16 protein-coding genes are annotated in these 20,811 nt (G+C 60.4%); 7 read left to right on the top strand and 9 right to left on the bottom strand.

Annotated elements, in window-relative coordinates; translation table 11 throughout:
• Positions 1-120 precede the first annotated feature (120 nt).
• Positions 121-414, bottom strand: a complete 294-nt coding sequence (locus HX783_RS02090) for a DUF6124 family protein (RefSeq protein ID WP_177015778.1) — start codon at positions 412-414, stop codon at positions 121-123.
• A gap of 648 nt (positions 415-1,062) precedes the next feature.
• Here HX783_RS02090 and HX783_RS02085 point away from each other — a divergent pair.
• A complete protein-coding gene (locus HX783_RS02085) occupies positions 1,063-3,666 on the top strand; it encodes a hypothetical protein (protein WP_177015777.1) in 2,604 nt (867 codons plus the stop codon).
• 145 nt (positions 3,667-3,811) lie between these two features.
• Here the strand turns inward: HX783_RS02085 and HX783_RS02080 are convergent, their stop codons facing one another.
• The 5 genes from HX783_RS02080 to HX783_RS02060 all read right to left on the bottom strand — a co-directional run bounded on the left by HX783_RS02080 (position 3,812) and on the right by HX783_RS02060 (position 10,782).
• Complete coding sequence (locus tag HX783_RS02080) at positions 3,812-5,077, bottom strand: carbohydrate porin (RefSeq protein ID WP_177015776.1); 1,266 nt, start codon at positions 5,075-5,077, stop codon at positions 3,812-3,814.
• 57 nt (positions 5,078-5,134) lie between these two features.
• The gene (locus HX783_RS02075) at positions 5,135-7,543 is read right to left on the bottom strand and encodes a glucose/quinate/shikimate family membrane-bound PQQ-dependent dehydrogenase (RefSeq protein ID WP_177015775.1); all 2,409 of its coding nucleotides are present in this window, start codon (positions 7,541-7,543) and stop codon (positions 5,135-5,137) included.
• Between the two features lie 251 nt (positions 7,544-7,794).
• Positions 7,795-8,682, bottom strand: coding sequence for a proline iminopeptidase-family hydrolase (locus HX783_RS02070; protein ID WP_177015774.1), 888 nt, complete (start codon positions 8,680-8,682; stop codon positions 7,795-7,797).
• 269 nt (positions 8,683-8,951) lie between these two features.
• The gene (locus tag HX783_RS02065) at positions 8,952-9,728 is read right to left on the bottom strand and encodes a M12 family metallopeptidase (RefSeq protein ID WP_177015773.1); all 777 of its coding nucleotides are present in this window, start codon (positions 9,726-9,728) and stop codon (positions 8,952-8,954) included.
• Between the two features lie 163 nt (positions 9,729-9,891).
• Positions 9,892-10,782, bottom strand: coding sequence for a bestrophin family protein (locus HX783_RS02060; protein ID WP_177015772.1), 891 nt, complete (start codon positions 10,780-10,782; stop codon positions 9,892-9,894).
• Between the two features lie 129 nt (positions 10,783-10,911).
• On the opposite strand from HX783_RS02060, the gene HX783_RS02055 reads away from it, so the two are divergent.
• Positions 10,912-11,379, top strand: coding sequence for a metallophosphoesterase family protein (locus HX783_RS02055; RefSeq protein WP_177015771.1), 468 nt, complete (start codon positions 10,912-10,914; stop codon positions 11,377-11,379).
• Here the strand turns inward: HX783_RS02055 and HX783_RS02050 are convergent.
• The 3 genes from HX783_RS02050 to HX783_RS02040 are packed head-to-tail and all read right to left on the bottom strand — an operon-like array spanning position 11,373 to position 14,605.
• On the bottom strand, positions 11,373-12,056 hold the full coding sequence (locus tag HX783_RS02050; RefSeq protein ID WP_177015770.1) for an SOS response-associated peptidase: 684 nt from the start codon (positions 12,054-12,056) through the stop codon (positions 11,373-11,375). The two genes, HX783_RS02055 and HX783_RS02050, sit on opposite strands and share 7 nt — an antisense overlap.
• A gap of 42 nt (positions 12,057-12,098) precedes the next feature.
• Positions 12,099-12,821 carry a FadR/GntR family transcriptional regulator gene (locus tag HX783_RS02045; protein WP_177015769.1) on the bottom strand — a complete coding sequence of 241 codons (723 nt, stop codon included), beginning with the start codon at positions 12,819-12,821 and terminating at the stop codon, positions 12,099-12,101.
• A 47-nt stretch (positions 12,822-12,868) separates the two neighbouring features.
• Complete coding sequence (locus HX783_RS02040; RefSeq protein WP_159955753.1) at positions 12,869-14,605, bottom strand: IlvD/Edd family dehydratase; 1,737 nt, start codon at positions 14,603-14,605, stop codon at positions 12,869-12,871.
• Positions 14,606-14,796: 191 nt separating this feature from the next.
• Here HX783_RS02040 and HX783_RS02035 point away from each other — a divergent pair, with 191 nt between their 5' ends.
• Genes HX783_RS02035 through HX783_RS02015 form a run of 5 tightly spaced genes read left to right on the top strand, consistent with a single transcriptional unit; the run spans position 14,797 to position 20,638 of the window.
• Positions 14,797-16,119, top strand: coding sequence for an MFS transporter (locus tag HX783_RS02035; RefSeq protein ID WP_177015768.1), 1,323 nt, complete (start codon positions 14,797-14,799; stop codon positions 16,117-16,119).
• Between the two features lie 15 nt (positions 16,120-16,134).
• A complete protein-coding gene (gene araD1, locus HX783_RS02030; protein ID WP_177015767.1) occupies positions 16,135-17,127 on the top strand; it encodes an AraD1 family protein in 993 nt (330 codons plus the stop codon).
• A 10-nt stretch (positions 17,128-17,137) separates the two neighbouring features.
• Complete coding sequence (locus HX783_RS02025; protein ID WP_177015766.1) at positions 17,138-18,718, top strand: aldehyde dehydrogenase (NADP(+)); 1,581 nt, start codon at positions 17,138-17,140, stop codon at positions 18,716-18,718.
• A 14-nt stretch (positions 18,719-18,732) separates the two neighbouring features.
• Positions 18,733-19,596 carry an SMP-30/gluconolactonase/LRE family protein gene (locus HX783_RS02020; protein ID WP_177015765.1) on the top strand — a complete coding sequence of 288 codons (864 nt, stop codon included), beginning with the start codon at positions 18,733-18,735 and terminating at the stop codon, positions 19,594-19,596.
• A gap of 37 nt (positions 19,597-19,633) precedes the next feature.
• A complete protein-coding gene (locus HX783_RS02015; RefSeq protein WP_159955763.1) occupies positions 19,634-20,638 on the top strand; it encodes a substrate-binding domain-containing protein in 1,005 nt (334 codons plus the stop codon).
• The last annotated feature ends 173 nt before the right edge of the window (positions 20,639-20,811 follow it).

Genomic DNA, 20,811 nt, shown 5'->3' with positions numbered 1-20,811 from the left:
TGCCAGCCCTGTAGTGCTCTGCTTTTCTGTGGGAGCTGGCTTGCCTGCGATGGCGGTGTATCAGTAACAGATAACCGCACTGACACACCGCCATCGCAGGCAAGCCAGCTCCCACAGTTTTTAACGGGCGGGGTTCAGGCACTCGATAGAGCGGTCCACGGTGGTCCTGGCCATTTCCAGCAAATGCCACACCGCCAGAATCTTCGCCCGCTCAGGGCTTGGCAGCAGTTCACTGCAATTGAGCGTCGTGGCCGAAGCGCTGTCGAGCAAGCTGGCGGTGTAGAGCAGGGCATCTTCGAAGCTCAACTCTTCGATTGGCACACCCTGAGTGGGCAGGTAATGGTCGATGGCGCGGTTGAACGCGGCGCGGGCTTTGGCTGAACTGAGGGGTGGGTCGGGGACGACTTTATTCATGGTGTAACTCCTATTGAACAAGAGAGCTACCGCCAACGCTGCTAAACGAGGGTGGCAGCTGTACGCGGGTTAGCAGACCGGTCAATAGGAAAACCAGCGCACCCGAAGGTGCCCCACGCACAACCGCCATAAAGCAGAAGTGAACCGTGTGCCTATTGAAGTCGGGCTGCTAAACCCGATCACTGATGAGCAGTGACGGATCGCAGACTAGCCAGCGATTCCAACAGGCACAAGGCGGCTGGGATTGTCTAGGAAACGTCCTGCAATTAAAAGCGACGCGCCTTGCTGGCCCTTTACAAACCATGACCAAATGCCACTAGCCGAAGATTCCTGTGCGTTACATGGGAGCAGTTCGAAGCCAGACGCTGCAAAGGCTCCTAAGTTCTGTTTCGGCCAATTTCCCATTGATGCCTTGCGCACGTATTCCGAAATAATCGGTATGGTTATTCAAGGAACTTACTCATCTGTTGTTGCAACTTATCCAACTGTAGGCGTTAGCGCAGTGCGCAGGCCTGAGTATAAAAGTCACAACGGTGGAGGGCTCCCCGCTGAATACAGTTAAACAGGAAGTGGCTTGCGCTTACTTTAAGGTTTTCTCAAAACAGTTGTGGGAGCTCAACTGAAATAACCAGAAAGAGAATTCCTATCATGATCGTACCGCTGCTCCCTTCGATACAAACAGCAATAGATACCGCCTTGGATAAGGTGCCGTTTATACGGGGCACACCGATACAAACAGCATTAGATGCCGCCTTGGGCACTGTGCCGTTTATAGGGGACACACCTCCGCTTGCAAAAAAAACGTCCGTTATAAGAGGCCTCAGGAATTATTTTGGTCTTACGCCGCAAGCAGGCGCTGCCCCCTTGTCACAAGACGCTTTTTACAAAACGATTATTTATGGTTCAGCTGACGCTTCTGCGCCCATTGAAAATCATGCTCAACAGGCGCCAACACAGCGAGTCGATGCGTACGCTGACCGTGTATTGGACGCGATCGACGCCATAGAAACGGGCAGCGAAGGTGAACGCAACGTCAAATTCCAGCAGGTACGCCAGTTCCTTGAGCCTGCGGGCTACTTTAGCGGGGGGTTAATGGCCGATGGGTATGACCCCCATGAAAAAATCACGGTGAACTTCAATTCCTACGTAGGGCTTGGAAACCCCGATGGGCTCACCAACCTGACCCCGCGCACCTACTTTGCGTGGGAAATAGCCGCTGGTGCGCTTGCCCACGATAAAGTCGAGCGAGGTGGCCCGATCAACTATCAATCCATGCATATCGACGAGCAGGATAAGAGCAAGGTCACGGCGCTGGAGGCGGTGGGCAACAACCTTCAGCGTCATTGGGAAAATGACGTATCCCTGCCGATGCGCGACGCAACAGGCGAACTGGCGCAGCGTTCAGGAATAGCAGACGCCTATGTGGTGCGGGGAACCTTGCAGAGCCTGGTGAATGACAAAGTCGGATTTGGACAGTTAAGTCAGGATGCTCGAGAGACCCTATTGCGTACGTTGCACAGGAACGGGCAGGTCATCCTTCCCAATATTTATGGCTATCCTCTGGCAGGGTATGCCTTTGTTCCGTTCCAGCCGTATGACGGTAATGCACAAAGCAGGCCCCATAAGGGCGTGATGATTGATCTGAAGAACGGCGCGGTCACTGAAATATGGGACGAATGGGACTTTGCGAGCTGGGCTAAAAAAAACCGCGACAATGTGCTGCGTAGTTTCAATGGCGGCGACAGGCAAGGCCGTTCAGATGCGCATTGGCCAAAGGCGGGCGATGTGCTCGATAATTTGATTATAGGCAATTATCAAACCTACCCGGGACGCAACTCTGTAGCTAGCGACAAAGCTGTACCGGTTTGGGAGACCTTTAATTATACCGAGTCGCGAGGCGGCGATTATCGGTTGAGATACGGCAACCTCAATTCCGGTCTTGCTGCCAACTACCAGGAAGTGAATGCCAACAATGCAGTGTGGTCCGACCAAACTCAAGTGTTTGGTTCCTCGCAGCAAAATTGGAAGGCCGCGAAAGACTTGTGGAGCAACACCTTCGGTTATGTGCCCGTCGTCGGTAACGCCGGCAATATTGTCTTCGGTATCCATGATGCCGTGCATGGCATGACGGCAGCCGATCGCCTGGGCGGCACTGCTGCAGCGGTGATATCAGGCTTGCAGCTGGCGCACGAGCTTGCGCCCGCTTTAGTGGAGGCGGGCTTGGCAGAAGTGCCCACGGCCTCTGCCAAAAAATACACATGGAGCCCGGATACTGACCAAGGCGATTTGGAACTGTTGCGCGCACCCAGCGCTTCGCCAAGTGCCGATGAGGTCACGGTTAAAACACCGTCGAAAGTAAACCCAACACCTGAAGCACCAGCATTCTATGCGGGCATGCGAGAAATTGAGTTTAGAGGGAAACGGTATTTCGCATCTATTACACCGGATGGTGGGGATGGCATGCACTACATACTGCGTCTGCGCGACCCCGAAGACCCGTCAGGGCTGTTGAGCAGTGGCATTGTTGCCAAGCCCGATGAGGCGGGAGTTTGGCGAGCAAGGGGCGTAGTGGGAGGAGGACAGGACGTAACCTTTATTCCGCTGGAATCTGCGCAGGCGAGCGAAACGCTGGATGCTGTTATTGCGGAGTATAAGAACATGAAAGAGTCCCCCACGGGAACCCTACAGCAAGCCCATGCAAAAACACTGTCCAAACTCATTAATGATAGTAACGCAGAAGATCTTGACGAAATTGTGGAATATAACGATAAAGACACTAACTCGATCAACGAGTCGTTGCGAGCGGGTGAGCGTACCGATGAAGTGGACATGTTTCTTGAGGAATTCGGTCAATTAAACAATTACGAAGGCAAGGCCTATCGTTCGGCTTTCGTCACCGCTGAAGGTGCAGAAAAAATTAAGCAGAGCGTTGGCAGTGTTTTTAAAGATGAAGGTGTGCAGTCCGCCTCGGCGACCGTGCGTAACGTTGCTGAATGGGAAAGCTGGGCGACGGAGCAGGCAGAAGAACTGGGCGATGCCACTCAACAAGTGGTCTATGTGTTTGACGAGTCGATACCCAAAAAGAACCTGTCAACCGGTTTTGTATCTGATCACGTCGCCGTACCGCCCGGGGAGCCGATGCAAGTATTGGCTGTCCAAGAGGTAGATAACAAGTTGTTTGTTTACCTGTCCAAGCCATCGAAAGTGTCTGGTTTAACCTATAACCTTTATGATGGGAGCACCTTTGCTTGAACCTTAAAAGCGCTTTAGCCGCGCGCACTACAGCGTCTGCTCAAGTCTTCTGGTTGATGCTTGTGGTGAAATCGCTTTCAAGTAAGCCGTAGTTAAATTGTGGGAGCTGGTACGCCAGCTCCCACATTTTTTCCGCGTTATGGCGTTAGAACAGCGCCTTGACCTGCAAGCCCAGCACCAACGCATTATCGATATCCACCCCCGAAAACGCCCCCGGCTCAATGATGTATTGCACATCCGGGCGCAGCGTCAGCCACGGCGTGGCCTGGTAGCCGTAACTGAGTTCGATCAGCTGCTCGGCATTGTTCAAGTTCGGATAATCCGTCCCGGCCTTAAACGCCGCCAACTCCTGCACATCCCGGCTGCGCGGGTTCGGCACCGCACGGCCATAACCCAGGGCGACGGTGTCGCGCGGGCGGCCTTCAAACGGCTTGTACAGCACCACGCCTGCGCCATACCACTTGCTGAACGGCGAGGCGGCTTCACTGGCTGCCGAGTATTGGCCGAAGGCATGCAGCACGCGACCGGCTGATGTGCTGGACGCCCACACGGCCTGGTCGATCAGCACGTAGTGGCCGCCGCGACCGCTGACCTCTTTGTTGCTGCCGATGCGTTTCACGTCGGAGCTGTCGTAGTAATACCCCAGCTTGTATTCGCCCGGCAGCGTGCCGGCGTGTTTGTAGACCAGCTCAATCGGCACCACGGTGCCGGTGGTGTGCTTGGGCCCCAGGTGCCAGGCGCGACTGGAATTGCCGTTGCTCGACGGGTCGACATTGAACGCCGCCACGCGCAGTTGCCATTGCGGCGAAAAGTCGTATTTCACCCGTGCGCCGAGGTGCGCGTTCGGGTAGTTGGTCCAGCCGCTGCCACCGGACATGTTCAGCGGGTGGCCGCAGAAACCGGCGTTCATGAAGTTGCACAGGATGCCGCTGTCGAGGCCGCCGAGGTCATTGCCCATGGCCATGTAACCGAGCTTGACGTTCAGCGCCGGGGTAAACAGCGTGCGTTCGTAGCTCAATTCGGTGAGGCGCGTGTAGAGGCCGCCGTAGTTTTCCTGGATCGGCAGGCGGTTGCCCACCAGGTCTTCAGAGGCGCTGTTGCCGCGCCGGTCGTTGATGGTCAGCTGGATGCGGTCGCCATTGTTCAAACCGTAGAGCTTGCCCAGGTCGAACTGCACGCCCAGCTTGATGTTCTGCGAGTAGCGCGCCGAGCGGTGTTGGCCGCCGTCGGCGTTGTAGGCGGTCTCGCCGCTGTAGTCGCCGGTGAAGCGGATGCCTTGCTCGTCGAGTTCACGGCGCAGGCCGCCCCAGTCGCCGGTCAAGGTGGTGTCGTCGGCTTGAACGGGCAGGGCGGCAGCAAACGCCAGGCCCAGCACCAGGCGGCCGAGGGGCAGAGGAAAAGTGGGGGTCATGCGTAGTTTTCCAGACAAAAAGCGCGGTGCCGGGGGAGGCACCGCGCGAACACGGGGTTATGGCAGGGCGTAGGCGATCACGTAGTCGCCACGGTCAGTGGACTGGCGTGCGCCGCCGGCGGTGATGACGATGTATTGCTTGCCGGTTTTCGGCGAAACGTACGTCATCGGGCCGCCTTGGCTGCCTACTGGCAGGCGGGCTTTCCAGATTTCATCACCGTTGCCGCTGTTGAAGGCGCGCAGGTAGAAATCCTGGGTGCCGGCGATAAAGATCAGGCCGCCCTGGGTGGACAGCGTGCCGCCGAGGGTCGGCAGGCCAACCTTGATCGGCAGGTGCATGCGGATGCCCAGTGGGCCGGTGTCTTCCACGGTGCCGACCGGCACTTGCCAGGCGATCTGCCGGGTCTTCATGTCGATGGCGGTCAGGGTGCCAAAAGGCGGCGCCTGGCACGGGATGCCGGCCACCGACAGGAAGCGGTTTTTGTTCACCGCATACGGCGTGCCCTTGAGCGGCACGGCGCCCATGCCGGTGTTCAGCGCTTCACCGCCGGACGAGGCCTGGGCCTTGTTCTGCGACGGCACCATCTGGATCCACAGGCCCAGGCGCATGTCGTTGACGAAGATAAAATCGTGCACCGGGTCAGTGGAAATGCTGCCCCAGTTCATGCCGCCCAGGGAGCCTGGGAAACTCAGCGATTTGTCAGTACCCGGCGCGGTGTACAGGCCTTCATAGCGCATGCCCTTGAAGTCGATGCGGCACAGCAATTGGTCGTACGGCGTGGCGCCCCACATGTCCGATTCGCTCAGGGTTTGCGCGCCGATCTGCGGCATGCCCACCGATTTCGGCTGGGTCAGCGAGTAAGGCTCGTTCGGAATGTTCGCGGCATTGACCGGCACTTCCTTGACGTCGGTCAGCGGCTTGCCGGTGGCGCGGTCGAGCACATAAATCTGCCCGGCCTTGGTGCCGATCACTACGGCCGGTACTGCCTTGTCGCTGCCCGGTGGGGTGAAGTCGATCAGGCTCGGTTGCATTGGCAGGTCGAAGTCCCAGAGGTCATTGTGGACGGTCTGGTACACCCACTTTTCTGCGCCGGTGGAGGCGTCCAGGGCCAGCACCGAGGCGCCGTATTTGTGGTTGAGCTGGGTGCGTTCAACACCGTAGATATCGGTGGACGAGCTGCCCATCGGCAGGAAGACGGTGTTCATCAGCGGGTCGTAAGACATCGGCGCCCAGCTGTTCGGCGTGCTGCGCACGTAGGTGCTGCCGGCCGCAGGGGCGTGTTTGTCTTCGGGGTTGCCCGGGTCGAAGGCCCAGCGCATCTGGCCGGTGATCACGTCGAAACCACGGATCACGCCGCCAGGCATGTCGGTTTGTACGTTATCGGCGACGCGGCCACCGACGACAACGGTGGTGCCGGCCATCAACGGCGCGGAAGACAGTTGGTAGTAGCTGTCCGGCACGTTGCCCAGGCCGGCTTTCAAATCCACCTGGCCGTGGCTGCCGAAGTCTTCGCAGAATTTGCCGGTGTCGGCATCCACTGCGATCAGGCGCGCATCAATGGTATTGGTCAGCAGACGACGCTGGCATTGCGCACCGGCCGGCACACTGGCGGCCACGATTGGCGAGCTGTTCGGCTGGGTCGGCTGGGCGATGGGCGCGGTGGCATCGAAATACGCCATGCCGCGGCAACGCTGCCATACCGCCGACTTGGCGTTGACTTCGTTTTTCCACAGCTCTTTGCCGGTGTCGGCATCCAGGGCGATCAGGTTGTTGTGCGGTGTGCAGATGAACACTTTGTTGCCGATCTGCAGGGGCGTCAGTTGGTCTTCGGCGCCGTTGCCGTCGCTGATGGCCACGTCACCGGTGTGATAGGTCCACGCCACTTTGAGCTTGTTGACGGTGTCGCGGTTGATCTGGTCCAGCGCCGCAAAGCGGCTGCCACCCTCGGTATTGCCGTAATGCGCCCAGTTTTTCTGCGCATCGGCCGCCGCCACCGGCGTGATGCCAGGGCCTTTGCCGGTCGGCGCCACGCTCGGGTGCGCCACGAACATATTGCCTGCCGCGACCGCCACGCCTACCGCCAATACCGCAGCAATGCCATACGCGCCGCGTGCAGGTTTGCCGGCCAGCAGCGGATACACCAGCGCCACCACCACGCCGATCACCGCAAACATGAACAGCCGCGAGAACAGCGGCCAGTACACCAGCCCGACGTCCGCCACCGCCCACACCGCCGTGCCGACCAGAAAGGCGGCGAACCACCACGCGCCCGCCGGTTTGCACCGGGCAATCAGCAGGCCGGAAACGGCCATGGCCACGCCACCGACCAGGAAGTACCAGGAACCGCCCAGGCTGGCCAGTTTGGCGCCGCCAACGGCCAGGGCCACGCCGAGCAGGGCAATGACAATGCCCAGGCCCAGCAAGAGATATCGTGAGGCGCCAGCGGCGCGGGATGCTCGTTTCATGTCGACAGGACTCGAATGTGAGTGACTAAAGGTCGAATGTTAGCAAGATAAGTAACCAGTTAGTACATTAGAGTCCTGCAACAGACTATTACAACTACTGTGAAGATGGGGCGTGGTCAAATGCCGCGTGGCTATACAGGGTTTTCTGCACGGCGGTCAGGAATCGCCTGACTCATGCCCTTGAGGTTTCACCCTGCATTTACCGACGCAACTGTGGCGAGCCTGCTCGCCACATTACACAGGTTAGGCCTTCACTCCACTGAGGCGAGAAACCCACCCACACACGCCATGCACGCCTCGCGCTCCTCAACATGCGGCATATGGCTGGACTGCTCGAAAATCTGCCAGCGCACGTCGCTGATGCCATCGGCAAACGGCTGCACGGTGGCCGGTGTGGCCTCATCGAAGCGTCCGGAAATCAGCAATGTCGGCACCTGGATGCGCGACAGTCGATCAATGATGGTCCAGTTGCGCATGCTGCCGATCACGTGGAATTCGGTGGGGCCGTTCATTGCGTGGTAGACGGTGGGGTCTTCCTCGATGGCGACATTGGTGCGCTCGACTTCGGCGGGCACCGGTTGAATACGGCACACATGGCGCGCGTAAAACACCTCTGCGGCGGCGTGGTAGTCGGCACTGTCGGTGGTGCCTGCGGCTTCGTGGCGCAGCAACGTCGCCTGCACGTCGGCGGGCAGTGCCTGGCGCAGTTCATTCGCCGCCGCGCACCACAGATCCATCGACGCCGGCGAGTTGGCAATGATCAACGCCTTCAAACCGGTTGGCTGGCGCACCGCGTGTTCGGCGCCGAGCATTCCGCCCCAGGACTGGCCGAGCAGCGCGTAGTCGCTGATGTCCAGGTGGTCCACAAGGTTGTCCAGCTCCGCCAGGAACAGCTCCACCGTCCAGAAATCAGTGGAGGCACCGGGCAAATGAGTGGAGCGGCCATTGCCGACCTGGTCGTAGTGCACCACTGCGCGGCCGGTGGCGGCCAGGTCTTTGAAGCTGTCGACGTAATCATGGGTGCAGCCCGGGCCGCCGTGGGCGACGATCAAGGGCAGGTGCCCGGAATTCAGGTCACCGGTGACCCGGAACCACGTCCGATAGCCACGGAAATCGGCATAACCTTCGCGTACCTGCATGTGCTGTAACTCCTTGGGATTGGATGCGCTACAGGCTAGCGAAAACGGTACGTCAGGTGCACTGGTAAAAATGATAGGTTCTCAGACTTTCACCAGGCGGTAGTGCAAACCACACGCGATGGCTTCGACCCAATTGCGTGCGCCCGGGTTTTGCAGCCGCGATCAAGCGTAGGTTGACCGCGGTTATGCAGGTTTAGGGGTGGCGGCAACGCCCTTGATTGATTGCTGGCTGGCGAGCACAGCACGTAAAAATACCTTGCATGACGGCTTCAAGCGGTTGGCGGGGGGAAATAACCAAAACCTGGACGGCAACGGGGTGGGCAGTAAGCTTTAGGATAAAGTGAATTAATGAATTTTATATCCTCCTTTGAAGGGTCATTTATTTCCGGTACGGGCTCTCCGCCGTTGAGCTCTTCTTTGCTGAACTTGTAGTGCATAATGGAGTTTCGGTCGTAGGGTGACGTTATCACTGAATCGCGAGGCAGTTTTCCTATGACGCTGGCTTTCACTTCTTCCAGGGTTACATCCGGGATGCTTTTTACTGCGCGCTCGTGTATTAACTTCGCATTAAAGTCAAGGTTTGTATCGGGGTGTTGGTGCTCATGCTTCAACCCCAGGGCGTGTCCGAATTCATGCGTTACAGTACCGCCGGCGAACGCGTTCAACCCGTCTCGGAAACCTACTACCATTGAGGCCTCTTCGTCGTTTACCGAATCTTTACCGATATCCGAGTAGCCACCTATTATGTTGTTGTCGGCTTTAATTCTAATATGGCCGTCTGGGCGATCTGTAAATTGAATGCACAAATTTATATGCGGCGCCCATTTGCAAATGTGTTTTTTTGTAAAATTCTTTTGCTCTTCCGTCATGCCTAATAAAGACACTTTAATCGTAGAGTGCTGCGGCCAAAGAAGATTTTTATCTGCCACGCCACGTTTTTTTCGATTTAAAACGGGCGTGTCGATCTGAGGGGTGTCCAATGGCGCCGGGTTACTGCCGGGTATTGGGTAAGTTGTGGGTGTCCAGGGTGAAGGGGATATGTTCAATGCAAAACTCCTAGGGTAAGTGCCCGCTTATAGTCCAGTAATGATAGAAAGTATTACTTGATGCTATGCGTGCGTAGTGGCCCTTACATTTGATGGAGTTCCATTGGAGCCGTAACTTATAGTTTCTTGATGCGCGGCTAGAAGTGCCGGAAACCTCGGCCGCTCAACCAATACGCTCCCCACCCAGTGCATCACGCTGCATCGACTGCAGGTTTTTCTCGATGGTTTCGCAGATGGCTTCCATCTGGATCTGGTGTTCACTGGAGTGAAACGGGCTTTGCAGGTCGGTGCCGATGCGTTCGATGGCCAGCAGCATAAAGCCCACCACCGTCGAGGCCAGCGGCGTGAACCAGCCCAGGGATTCCACCAGCCCGACCGGCACGATCAGGCAGAACAGCGAGATAAACAGGCGCGGGAAATACACGTAAGGGTAGGGCAGCGGCGTATTGGCGATGCGCTCCATGCCGCCCTGGGCGTTGGACAAGTCCACCAGAGTCGACTCCAGCCGCGCCAGGCGAATGCTGTCCAGGTGACCGGCCTTGTATTCGCGGGCCAATATCGCTGCGGAACCGGTGAGGATGTCATTGGCAAAGTTGTTGGTGGCGCCATTACGTGCGAATTCCTCAGCGGGGATAAACGCGCGCACCTCATCCGGGCACGGCTGGCCTCTGAGGTGCGCCGCCAGGCAATTCACATAGGCCACATGACGGCGCAGCAAGGTGGCCTTGACCGGGTTCACCTCGGCGTTCGGGTCGTCCAGCAAAGTCAGCACCTGGCGGGCAAAGCTGCGCGAGTTATTCACCATCGCGCCCCACAATGTGCGGGCTTCCCACCAGCGGTTATAAGCGCTGCTGTTGCGAAAACTGATCAGCACCACCAGCGCCGAACCCAACAGCGTCAAGGGCATCAGCGGCAGATTGATCTTGGTGGTCAGAAACAGCATGAAGTCCACCGTCACGGCCACATCCCACAGCAACAGCCAGAACAACGCCCAGCCTACATAGCCCATGGTCTTGATGATCAGGCGGTATTTTTTGATGATGGCGGCTTTCAAACGAGGACCTCGCGGCGAGCGGTAAGCAACAATGCCTTAGCTCGGACGCTGGTTTGGGGGGAAAGGTTCGCCAACGACCTGAATCGTTTAAGGCGCGCGCGGTCTATGCCACATCATTAAGGAGAACCTATGAAAGTAGGCATCATTTCCGACACCCACGGCCTGCTGCGACCTGAAGCCGTCGAGGCGCTGCAAGGCTGTGAGCAGATCATCCACGCGGGCGATATCGGCGGGCCGGAGATTCTTGAGCAGCTTGCACAGATTGCCCCCGTACACGCGGTGCGCGGCAATAATGACCAGGATGACGCGTGGGCGCAGCAGGTGCCGGAACATCTGAAGATTGATTTGAATGGCTGGCAAACCCTGCTCGTGCATGACATTGCCGACGTGCCAGCCTTACTGGAGCAGCACACACGGCTGGTGATCACCGGCCACTCGCACAAGCCCTTGATCGAGTGGCGCGGCGCAACCTTGTACGTCAACCCCGGCAGCGCCGGCAGGCGACGGTTCAAGCTGCCGGTGACGCTCGCGGTGCTTGAGATCGTTGAGGCTTGCATTGAGCCGCGGCTGATTTCGCTGGTGGAGGTTGCTCAGTAGTCGACGGGCTCGATCACATGGCGGCCGTCGTGGCGTGGGTTGCCCACGGCGCTGTCGACCCTGAACCATTCAAACATCTCGGGCGGCTCGCCCTGGAACAGCACCATTTGTTCGGCACGGCCCCGGTTTGTCGCCGGCTCCAGCCATTCGCGGGCCAATTCGGGGTTCAGCACCACCGGCCGGCGATCATGGATGTCGACCATGCCGCCAGCACTGTCGGCGGTGATGATCACAAACCCATCGTCAAGGCTCGCGCCTTCATCGGCATCGGGCAGCTGGCCAATGGCTGCACACAGCACCGGCGCGCCGTCGCGGCGGCGAATCAGGTAGGGCTGTTTTTTCGCGCCGCCTTCGTCCACCCATTCAAACCAATTATCGATTGGCGCAATCGCGCGGTGCGGCCAGATCGCGCGAAAAAACGGGCCGTTGGCGACTTTCTCGACCCGCGCATTGATCGGCGGCGCGCGCTCCTTGGCCCAGTGCGGGCGCCAGCCCCAGCGCACACGGTCGGCATGCAGCAGGCCATTTTCCAGGTGCAGCAGGGCAACCGGCGTGGAGGGCGCCACGTTGTAGCGCTCAAGCGGCGGCTCACCCACGTTGTTGAGCAGCGCATTGGGCATGCTCAAGGCCGCCACAAAGTCATGAATACCACGGTACTGCGAGAGTCGTCCGCACATGGCCTGTTCCTCGAACTGACCTTCTGAGCGTAGACGATGGATCTACAGCGGCGTCAGCACATTCATCACCGTGTCCAGCGCCACCCGCGTGTCATCCAGCTGCACCAGCGAGGCGTGGCGGGCGCCGAGGGCGTCGCGGTTCTGGATGGCGGTGAGGATCGCCTTGTGGCGCGGCAGGCTCAGGCCCTGGATGTCGGGGCGACGGTTGGTGATGTTGATCGACTCGCGCAGCGGCAACGACAGCATGTTGCACATGTAGGCGAGCAGGTCGTTGCGGGTGGCGTCGGCAATCGCGCGGTGGAAGTCCAGGTCGGCCTGCAACAGCGCGTCGTGGGTGGTGGCGGTTTCCATGCCCAGGTAGGCTTTTTCGATGGTGGCGATGTCTTCGTCGGTGGCGGTGGTCGCGGCCATGGCGGCGATTTCCGGTTCGAGAATGCGCCGCACGCCGGCCAGGGTGTTGAAAAACTCACTGTGAGGTGTGGTCTGCATCAACCAGGACAGCACGTCCGGGTCGAGCAAGTGCCATTTCAAGCGTGGGCGCACCACCGCGCCCACCCGCGGTTTGGAATACACCAGGCCCTTGGCGCTGAGCACCCGCGTCGCCTCGCGCAACACCGAGCGGCTGACCTTGTACTCCTCGCACAGCGTGGCCTCCATGGGCAGGCGTTCTTCGGGCTTGAAGCGCCCGGAAACGATGTGCATGCCCAAGTCCTGAACGATCTGGGCATGCATGCTCTTGCGCGGCTTGGGCGGCTGGTGATCCATAACGAACGGGAGGCTCTGGCTAAATAGGCGGCATCATAGCATCCCAATTAGTGGGAATGACGGGGGACTTCAGCCCCACGGCAACCCACCAGAAAGTCAAAGTCGCAGCCTTGGTCGGCTTGCAGTACATGGTCGATATACAGCTGGCGGTAGCCACCGACGATCAGCTTTTGCGGGGGCGCCAGGTCGGCCATGCGCGCCGCCAGCTCGGCGTCGGGGATGTCCAGGTGCAGGCGGCCATTGGCACAGTCGAGTTCGATCCAGTCGCCTTCCTTGACCGTCGCCAATGGCCCACCGGCGGCGGCTTCCGGCGCCACATGCAAGACCACCGTGCCGTAGGCCGTGCCGCTCATGCGCGCGTCGGAAATGCGCACCATATCGGTCACACCCTGGGCCAGCAGCTTGGCCGGCAAGCCCATGTTGCCGACCTCGGCCATGCCCGGGTAACCCTTGGGCCCGCAGTTTTTCATGACCAGGATCGAGTTGGCATCCACGTCCAGTTCCGGGTCGTTGATCCGCGCCTTGTACATGTCGAAGTCCTCGAACACCACTGCGCGGCCACGGTGCTGCATCAACTCAGCGCTGGCGGCCGAAGGCTTGAGCACCGCACCCAGCGGCGCGAGGTTGCCGCGCAGCACGCAGATGCCGCCGTCGGCGCGGATCGGGTTGTCGAGGGTGCGGATCACTTCGTCCTGGCCGTAAATCGGCGAGTCCTTGGTGTTTTCGCCCAAAGACTTGCCGTTGACGGTCAAGGCGTTCGGGTGCGGGATCAGGTTGGCTTCGCCCAGGCGGCGCAGCACGGCGGGCAGGCCACCGGCATAGTAGAACTCTTCCATCAGGAAGCGCCCGGACGGCTGCAAATCGACAATGGTGGGCATGCCGCGCCCCATGCGCGTCCAGTCATCCAGGTCGAGTTCGACGCCGATGCGCCCGGCGATGGCTTTCAAGTGGATCACTGCGTTGGTCGAGCCGCCGATGGCGGCGTTTACGCGGATCGCGTTTTCAAACGCCTCTTTGGTGAGGATCTTCGACAGCTTCAAGTCTTCGCGCACCATCTCCACTGCGCGCATGCCGGACATGTGCGCCAGCACATAACGCCGCGCATCCACCGCCGGAATCGCCGCGTTGTGGGGCAGGGAAGTGCCCAGCGCCTCGGCCATGCAGGCCATGGTCGAGGCGGTGCCCATGGTGTTGCAGGTGCCCGCCGAACGTGACATGCCGCCTTCGGCTGCGAGGAAGTCATCCAGGGTGATGGTGCCGGCCTTGACCTGTTCGCTGAGCTGCCACACCACCGTGCCCGAGCCGATGTCCTGGCCTTTGTGCTTGCCGTTGAGCATCGGCCCACCGGTGACGACGATGGCCGGCACGTCGCAACTGGCCGCGCCCATCAGCAGCGCCGGGGTGGTTTTGTCGCAACCGGTCAGCAGCACCACGCCGTCGATGGGGTTGCCGCGAATCGCCTCTTCCACGTCCATGCTCGCCAGGTTGCGGGTGAGCATGGCGGTGGGGCGCAGGTTGGATTCGCCGTTGGAGAACACCGGGAATTCCACCGGGAAGCCACCGGCCTCGATCACCCCGCGTTTGACGTGCTCGGCGATCTGCCGGAAATGCGCGTTGCACGGCGTCAGCTCCGACCAGGTGTTGCAGATACCGATGATCGGCTTGCCATGAAACTGATGGTCGGCGATGCCCTGGTTCTTCATCCAGCTGCGGTACATGAAACCGTTCTTGTCGGCGGTGCCAAACCACTGGGCAGAGCGGAGGGCGGGCTTTTTATCAGGCATGATCGACTCTCTTATTGTATGACTATATGTTCTATATGCGCTTAAACATAAGCGCAAAATCGAGGGTTTGGAAGAGTTGTTTTGCAAATAGTCATACTATATAGTCAGCCTGAATGAGGCATGACCCTGGCGGATTTTCACCGGCGGCGGCCCCCGAGCTTCTATAAAAACAACAATCGGAGATCGACCCCATGAGCCAGGAACTGCGGCTTATACGGCGTATCACGCTGAAACTGATTCCCTTCCTGATCCTGCTGTACCTGATCGCCTACGTAGACCGTTCGGCGGTGGGGTTCGCCAAGCTGCACATGGGCGCCGATGTCGGCATTGGTGATGCCGCCTACGGGTTGGGCGCCGGGCTGTTCTTCATCGGCTATTTCCTGTTCGAGATTCCCAGCAACCTGATGCTCGACCGCTTCGGCGCGCGGCGCTGGTTCGCGCGGATCATGCTGACCTGGGGCGCCATCACCATTGGCATGGCCTTTGTGCAAGGGCCGCAGAGTTTCTATGTGATGCGCTTTCTGCTCGGCGCGGCGGAGGCGGGGTTCTTTCCGGGCGTGCTGTACTACATCACCCAGTGGTTCCCGGTGCGCCATCGCGGCAAGATCCTCGGGCTGTTCATCCTGTCCCAACCGATTGCAATGATGATCACAGGCCCCGTGTCCGGCGGCTTGCTGGGCATGGACGGCATCCTTGGCCTGCACGGCTGGCAGTGGCTGTTTATCGTGATCGGCACCCCGGCCTTGCTGTTGACCTGGCCAGTGCTGCGCTTCCTGCCGGACGGCCCCCAGCAGGTCAAGTGGATGAGCGAAGGCGAAAAAACCTGGCTCACCGGCGAACTGAACAAAGACTTGCAAGCCTATGGTCAGACGCGCCACGGCAACCCGCTGCACGCCCTCAAAGACCAACGCGTGTTGCTGCTGGCGCTGTTCTACCTGCCGGTCACCTTGAGCATTTATGGCCTGGGCCTGTGGTTGCCGACGCTGATCAAGCAGTTCGGCGGCAGTGACCTGGTCACTGGTTTTGTCTCGGCGGTGCCGTACATCTTCGGCATCGTCGGGTTGCTGATAATCCCGCGCAGTTCCGACCGCTTGAATGATCGCTACGGCCACCTCGCCGTGCTCTATGTGCTGGGCGCCATCGGCCTGTTTTTCAGCGCCTGGCTGAGTGTGCCGGTGCTGCAGATGGCCGCGCTGTGCCTGGCGGCGTTCGCGCTGTTTTCCTGCACGGCGGTGTTCTGGACCTTGCCGGGGCGCTTTTTTGCCGGCGCCAGTGCGGCGGCGGGCATTGCGCTGATCAACTCGGTGGGCAACCTCGGCGGCTATATCGGCCCGTTCGTGATCGGCGCGCTCAAGGAATACACCGGCAACCTGGCCTCGGGTTTGTACTTCCTGGCCGCAGTGATGCTGTTTGGCCTGTTGCTGACTGGCGTGGTCTACCGCGTGCTGGAACGCAAGCACGTGCTGCCCGCCGATCAATTCGCCGCCAGTGCGCGTGGCGCCACGCGGACTTAATCCTGGAGAAAATTGATGCGTTTAGTTCAGTTCGAATTGCGTAACGGTGAGCGCCGCGTCGGCGTGGTGCAAGGCAGCAAACTCAGAGAAGTGCGCACGGCCCGCAGCGTGCGCGAATTGGCGCAGGCGGCCATCGAGGCGGGCGTGAAGTTGCAGCAACAGGTCGACAACTTGGGCCTGGGCGACAGCTACGACTACGCGGCCTTGCTCGCCGACCTGAAAATCCTGCCGCCCCTCGACCACCCGGACCCGGCCCACATGCTCATCAGCGGCACCGGCCTGACTCACCTGGGCAGTGCCTCGGCGCGCGACAAGATGCACCAGCACGCCGCTGACGACAGCGCTTTGACCGACACCATGCGCATCTTCAAATGGGGCGTGGAGGGCGGCAAGCCAGCGGCCGGCCAGGCCGGTGTGCAACCGGAATGGTTCTACAAGGGTGACGGCAGCATCGTCGTGCGCCCAGGCCAGGCATTCCCGGTGCCGCCGTTTGCCGAGGACGCGGGCGAGGAGCCGGAGATCGGCGGCTTGTACGTAATCGGCCACGACGGCAAACCCTATCGCCTGGGTTTCGCCGTGGGCAACGAGTTTTCCGACCATGTGATGGAGCGCAAGAATTACCTGTACCTGGCCCACTCCAAACTGCGCAGTTGCAGTTATGGCCCGGAGTTGCGCGTCGGCGAATTGCCCCAGCACCTGGCGGGCACCAGCCGCATCCTGCGTAACGGTGAGGAAATCTGGCGGAACGAATTCCTCAGTGGCGAGGCCAATATGTGCCACAGCCTGGAAAACCTCGAGTACCACCATTTCAAATACAGCCAGTTTCTCAAGCCCGGCGATGTGCACATTCATTTCTTCGGCACCGCCACACTGTCATTTGCCGACGGTATACGCACGCAACCGGGCGATGTGTTCGAGATCAGCCAGGCCGAGTTCGGCGCGCCGCTGATCAACACGGTCGGCAGCGCCGAATCGGCGTTCGAACCCGGCACTGTCATCAGCCTTTAAGGAGATCAACATGACCCCGTTTCTCGGCCACAACTACATCGGCGGCCAACGCAGCGCCAAGGGTAGCGTGACCCTGCAAAGCATCGACGCCAACACCGGCGAAGCCTTGGCGCAAGTCTTTTACCAGGCCACCCCGGACGAGGTCGACGCCGCCGCCAAAGCCGCCGCAGCCGCTTACCCGGCATACTGCGCGCTGAGTGCGTCGCGCCGCGCGCAGTTTCTGGACGCAGTGGCCGATGAACTGGACGCGCTGGGTGAAGATTTTATCGCGCTGGTCTGCCGCGAAACCGCGCTGCCTGCCGCGCGCATCAACGGCGAACGCGGGCGCACCAGCGGCCAGATGCGCCTGTTTGCCACGGTGTTGCGTCGCGGTGATTTTTACGGCGCACGCATCGACAGGGCGTTGCCCGACCGCCAGCCACTGCCGCGCCCGGACCTGCGCCAATACCGCATCGGCCTGGGCCCGGTGGCGGTGTTTGGCGCGAGCAACTTTCCCCTGGCGTTTTCCACGGCCGGCGGCGACACCGCAGCGGCGCTGGCGGCGGGCTGCCCGGTAGTGTTCAAGGCCCACAGCGGGCATATGGCGACTGCCGAGCGGGTTGCCGATGCCATTATTCGCGCGGCCGAGGCGACTGAGATGCCGGCCGGCGTGTTCAATATGATCTTCGGCGGCGGCGTTGGTGAGGCGCTGGTCAAGCACCCGGCGATCCAGGCCGTGGGCTTTACCGGCTCGCTCAAGGGCGGTCGCGCGTTGTGTGACATGGCGGCGGCGCGGCCGCAGCCGATTCCGGTGTTTGCCGAGATGTCGAGCATCAACCCGGTCATCGTATTGCCCCAGGCCTTGCAGGCGCGGGCCGAAACCATCGCCCGCGACCTGACCGCCTCGGTGGTGCAGGGCTGTGGCCAGTTCTGTACCAACCCTGGTTTGGTGATTGGCATTGCCTCTGCGCAATTCACCGCATTCACTCAGCAGGTCGCCCAACTGATCGGCGATCAAGCCGCGCAAACCATGCTGAACGCCGGCACCTTGAGCAGTTACGGCAAAGGCCTGGAAAAGCTGCTCGCGCACCCCGGCATCCAGCACTTGGCGGGCAATGCCCAAGCGGGCAACCAGGCACGGCCGCAGCTGTTCAAGGCCGACGTGGGTTTGCTGATCGACGGCGATGCGGTGCTGCAAGAAGAAGTGTTCGGCCCGACCACGGTATTCGTCGAAGTGGCCGATCAAGCCCAACTCAGCGCCGCCTTGCAAGGCCTGCACGGGCAACTCACGGCAACGATCATTGGCGAGCCCGCCGACCTTGAGCAGTTTGCTGAACTGACGCCGCTGCTGGCGCAGAAGGTTGGCCGCATCCTGCTGAACGGTTACCCGACCGGCGTTGAAGTCTGCGACGCGATGGTCCACGGCGGCCCGTACCCGGCCACTTCGGACGCGCGTGGCACCTCGGTCGGCAGCCTGGCCATCGACCGCTTCCTGCGCCCCGTGTGCTTGCAGAATTACCCTGATAGCCTGCTGCCCGACGCGTTGAAAAACGCCAACCCGTTGCGTATCCAGCGGCTGGTGGATGGCACTCCGTCGCGCGAGCCGCTGTAAAAACAGGAGGTTTTATGTCGTGTACCGCTGTCACCGCACACCGTGCGCAGTTGGGCGAAGCACCGTTTTGGGATGCGCCGACCCAGGCGCTGTACTGGGTCAATATTGCCGGTAAACAGGCGTTGCGGTTTATGCAGGGGCAATTGCAGATCTGGCAGTTGCCCGAGCATGTCTCGGCGTTTATTCCGTGTGAGAGCGGCGATGCGCTGGTGACCTTGAGCAGCGGCGTCTACCGGCTGAACCTGGAAACCGAAGCCCTGACCCTGCTGTGTGTGGCCGACCCGCAACCCGGCAACCGTGGCAATGAAGCGCGTTGCGACGCCCAGGGCCGCCTGTGGCTGGGCACCATGCAGAACAACATCGGCGAGCAGGGCGAAGACCTGCCCATCACACGGCGCTCCGGTGGGCTGTTTCGCATTGACGCCGATGCGCAGGTCACGCCGCTGCTGCACGGCCTGGGCATTCCCAATACGTTGCTGTGGAACGCGGAGGGCACCCAGGTGCATTTCGGCGACAGCCTCGACGCCACGCTCTACCGGCACGCGATCCAGGCAGACGGCCAGCTTGAGCCGGCGCAGGTGTGGTTCGGCCCGCATTCACGCGGTGGCCCGGACGGCTCGGCGCTGGACAGCCAAGGCTATATCTGGAACGCGCGTTGGGACGGCAGCTGCCTGCTGCGCCTGACGCCGGACGGCGAAGTCGAGCGCATCATCGAACTGCCCGTCAGCCGCCCCACCAGTTGTGTGTTCGGTGGCCCGAACCTCACCACTCTCTACATCACCAGTGCCGCCAGCCCACTCGATCACCCGTTGGACGGCGCGGTGCTGGCCATCGAAGTGGAGGTGCCCGGCACACCCTGTCACCGCTTTGCCGGATAACCCAAGACCCAAAAAACAACAACAAGGAGTCACCCGTATGAATCGTCGTCGTGGTTTGCGTTCCCTCTGCTGCGCCGCTGTGGCGGTGTCGGCGCTGAGCTTGAGCGGCCTGTTGCTGGCCGCCGAGGAAGTGAAGATCGGCTTTTTGGTCAAGCAGGCGGAAGAACCGTGGTTCCAGACCGAATGGGCGTTTGCCGAAAAAGCCGGCAAGGAGCATGGCTTCACCGTGATCAAGATCGCCGTGCCCGATGGCGAGAAAACCTTGTCGGCCATCGACAGCCTGGCCGCCAACGGCGCCAAGGGCTTTGTGATCTGCCCACCGGACGTGTCGCTGGGCCCGGCGATTGTCGCCAAGGCCAAGGTCAACGGCCTAAAAGTGATTGCCGTGGATGATCGCTTCGTCGATGCCAAGGGCAACTTTATGGAGGACGTGCCGTACCTGGGCATGGCGGCGTTCGAAGTCGGCCAGAAGCAGGGCGCGGCGATGGCGGCTGAAGCGAAAAAACGCGGCTGGGACTGGAAGGACACCTATGCGGTGATCAACACCTTCAACGAGCTCGACACCGGTAAAAAACGCACCGACGGCTCGGTCAAATCCCTCGAAGACGCAGGCTTTCCCAAGGACCACATCCTGTTCACCGCCGCCAAGACCCTCGATGTTCCAGGCAGCATGGACGCCACCAACTCGGCACTGGTCAAGCTGCCCAGCGGTGCCAAGAACCTGATCATCGGCGGCATGAACGACAACACCGTGCTCGGCGGCGTACGCGCCACTGAAACGGCCGGCTTTGCCGCGGCCAACGTCATCGGCATCGGCATCAATGGCACCGACGCCATCGGCGAACTGAAAAAGCCCAACAGCGGCTTCTTCGGCTCAATGCTGCCCAGCCCGCACATCGAAGGCTACAACACCGCGAAGATGATGTTCGACTGGGTCACCACCGGCAAGGAACCGCCGAAGTACACCGCCATGGATGAAGTGACATTGATCACCCGCGACAACTTCAAGCAGGAACTGGAAAAAATCGGCCTGTGGAACTGAGGTAAACAAACTGTGGGAGCTGGCTTGCCTGCGATGGCATCCACTCGGTGTGCCTGACACACCGAGGTGCCTGCATCGCAGGCAAGCCAGCTCCCACATTTGACTGAGTTAAGCTCCCAAGATCAGATCGGCTGTCAGGCCGCCTCGGCCTCGCTTTTGATCCAACCACTCAG

The sequence above is a fragment of the Pseudomonas sp. D2002 genome, from assembly GCF_013385735.1.
Classification (GTDB): Bacteria; Pseudomonadota; Gammaproteobacteria; order Pseudomonadales; family Pseudomonadaceae; genus Aquipseudomonas.
The sequence above is the reverse complement of the archived record's forward strand: the minus strand, read 5'-3'. Positions and strand labels throughout refer to the sequence as shown.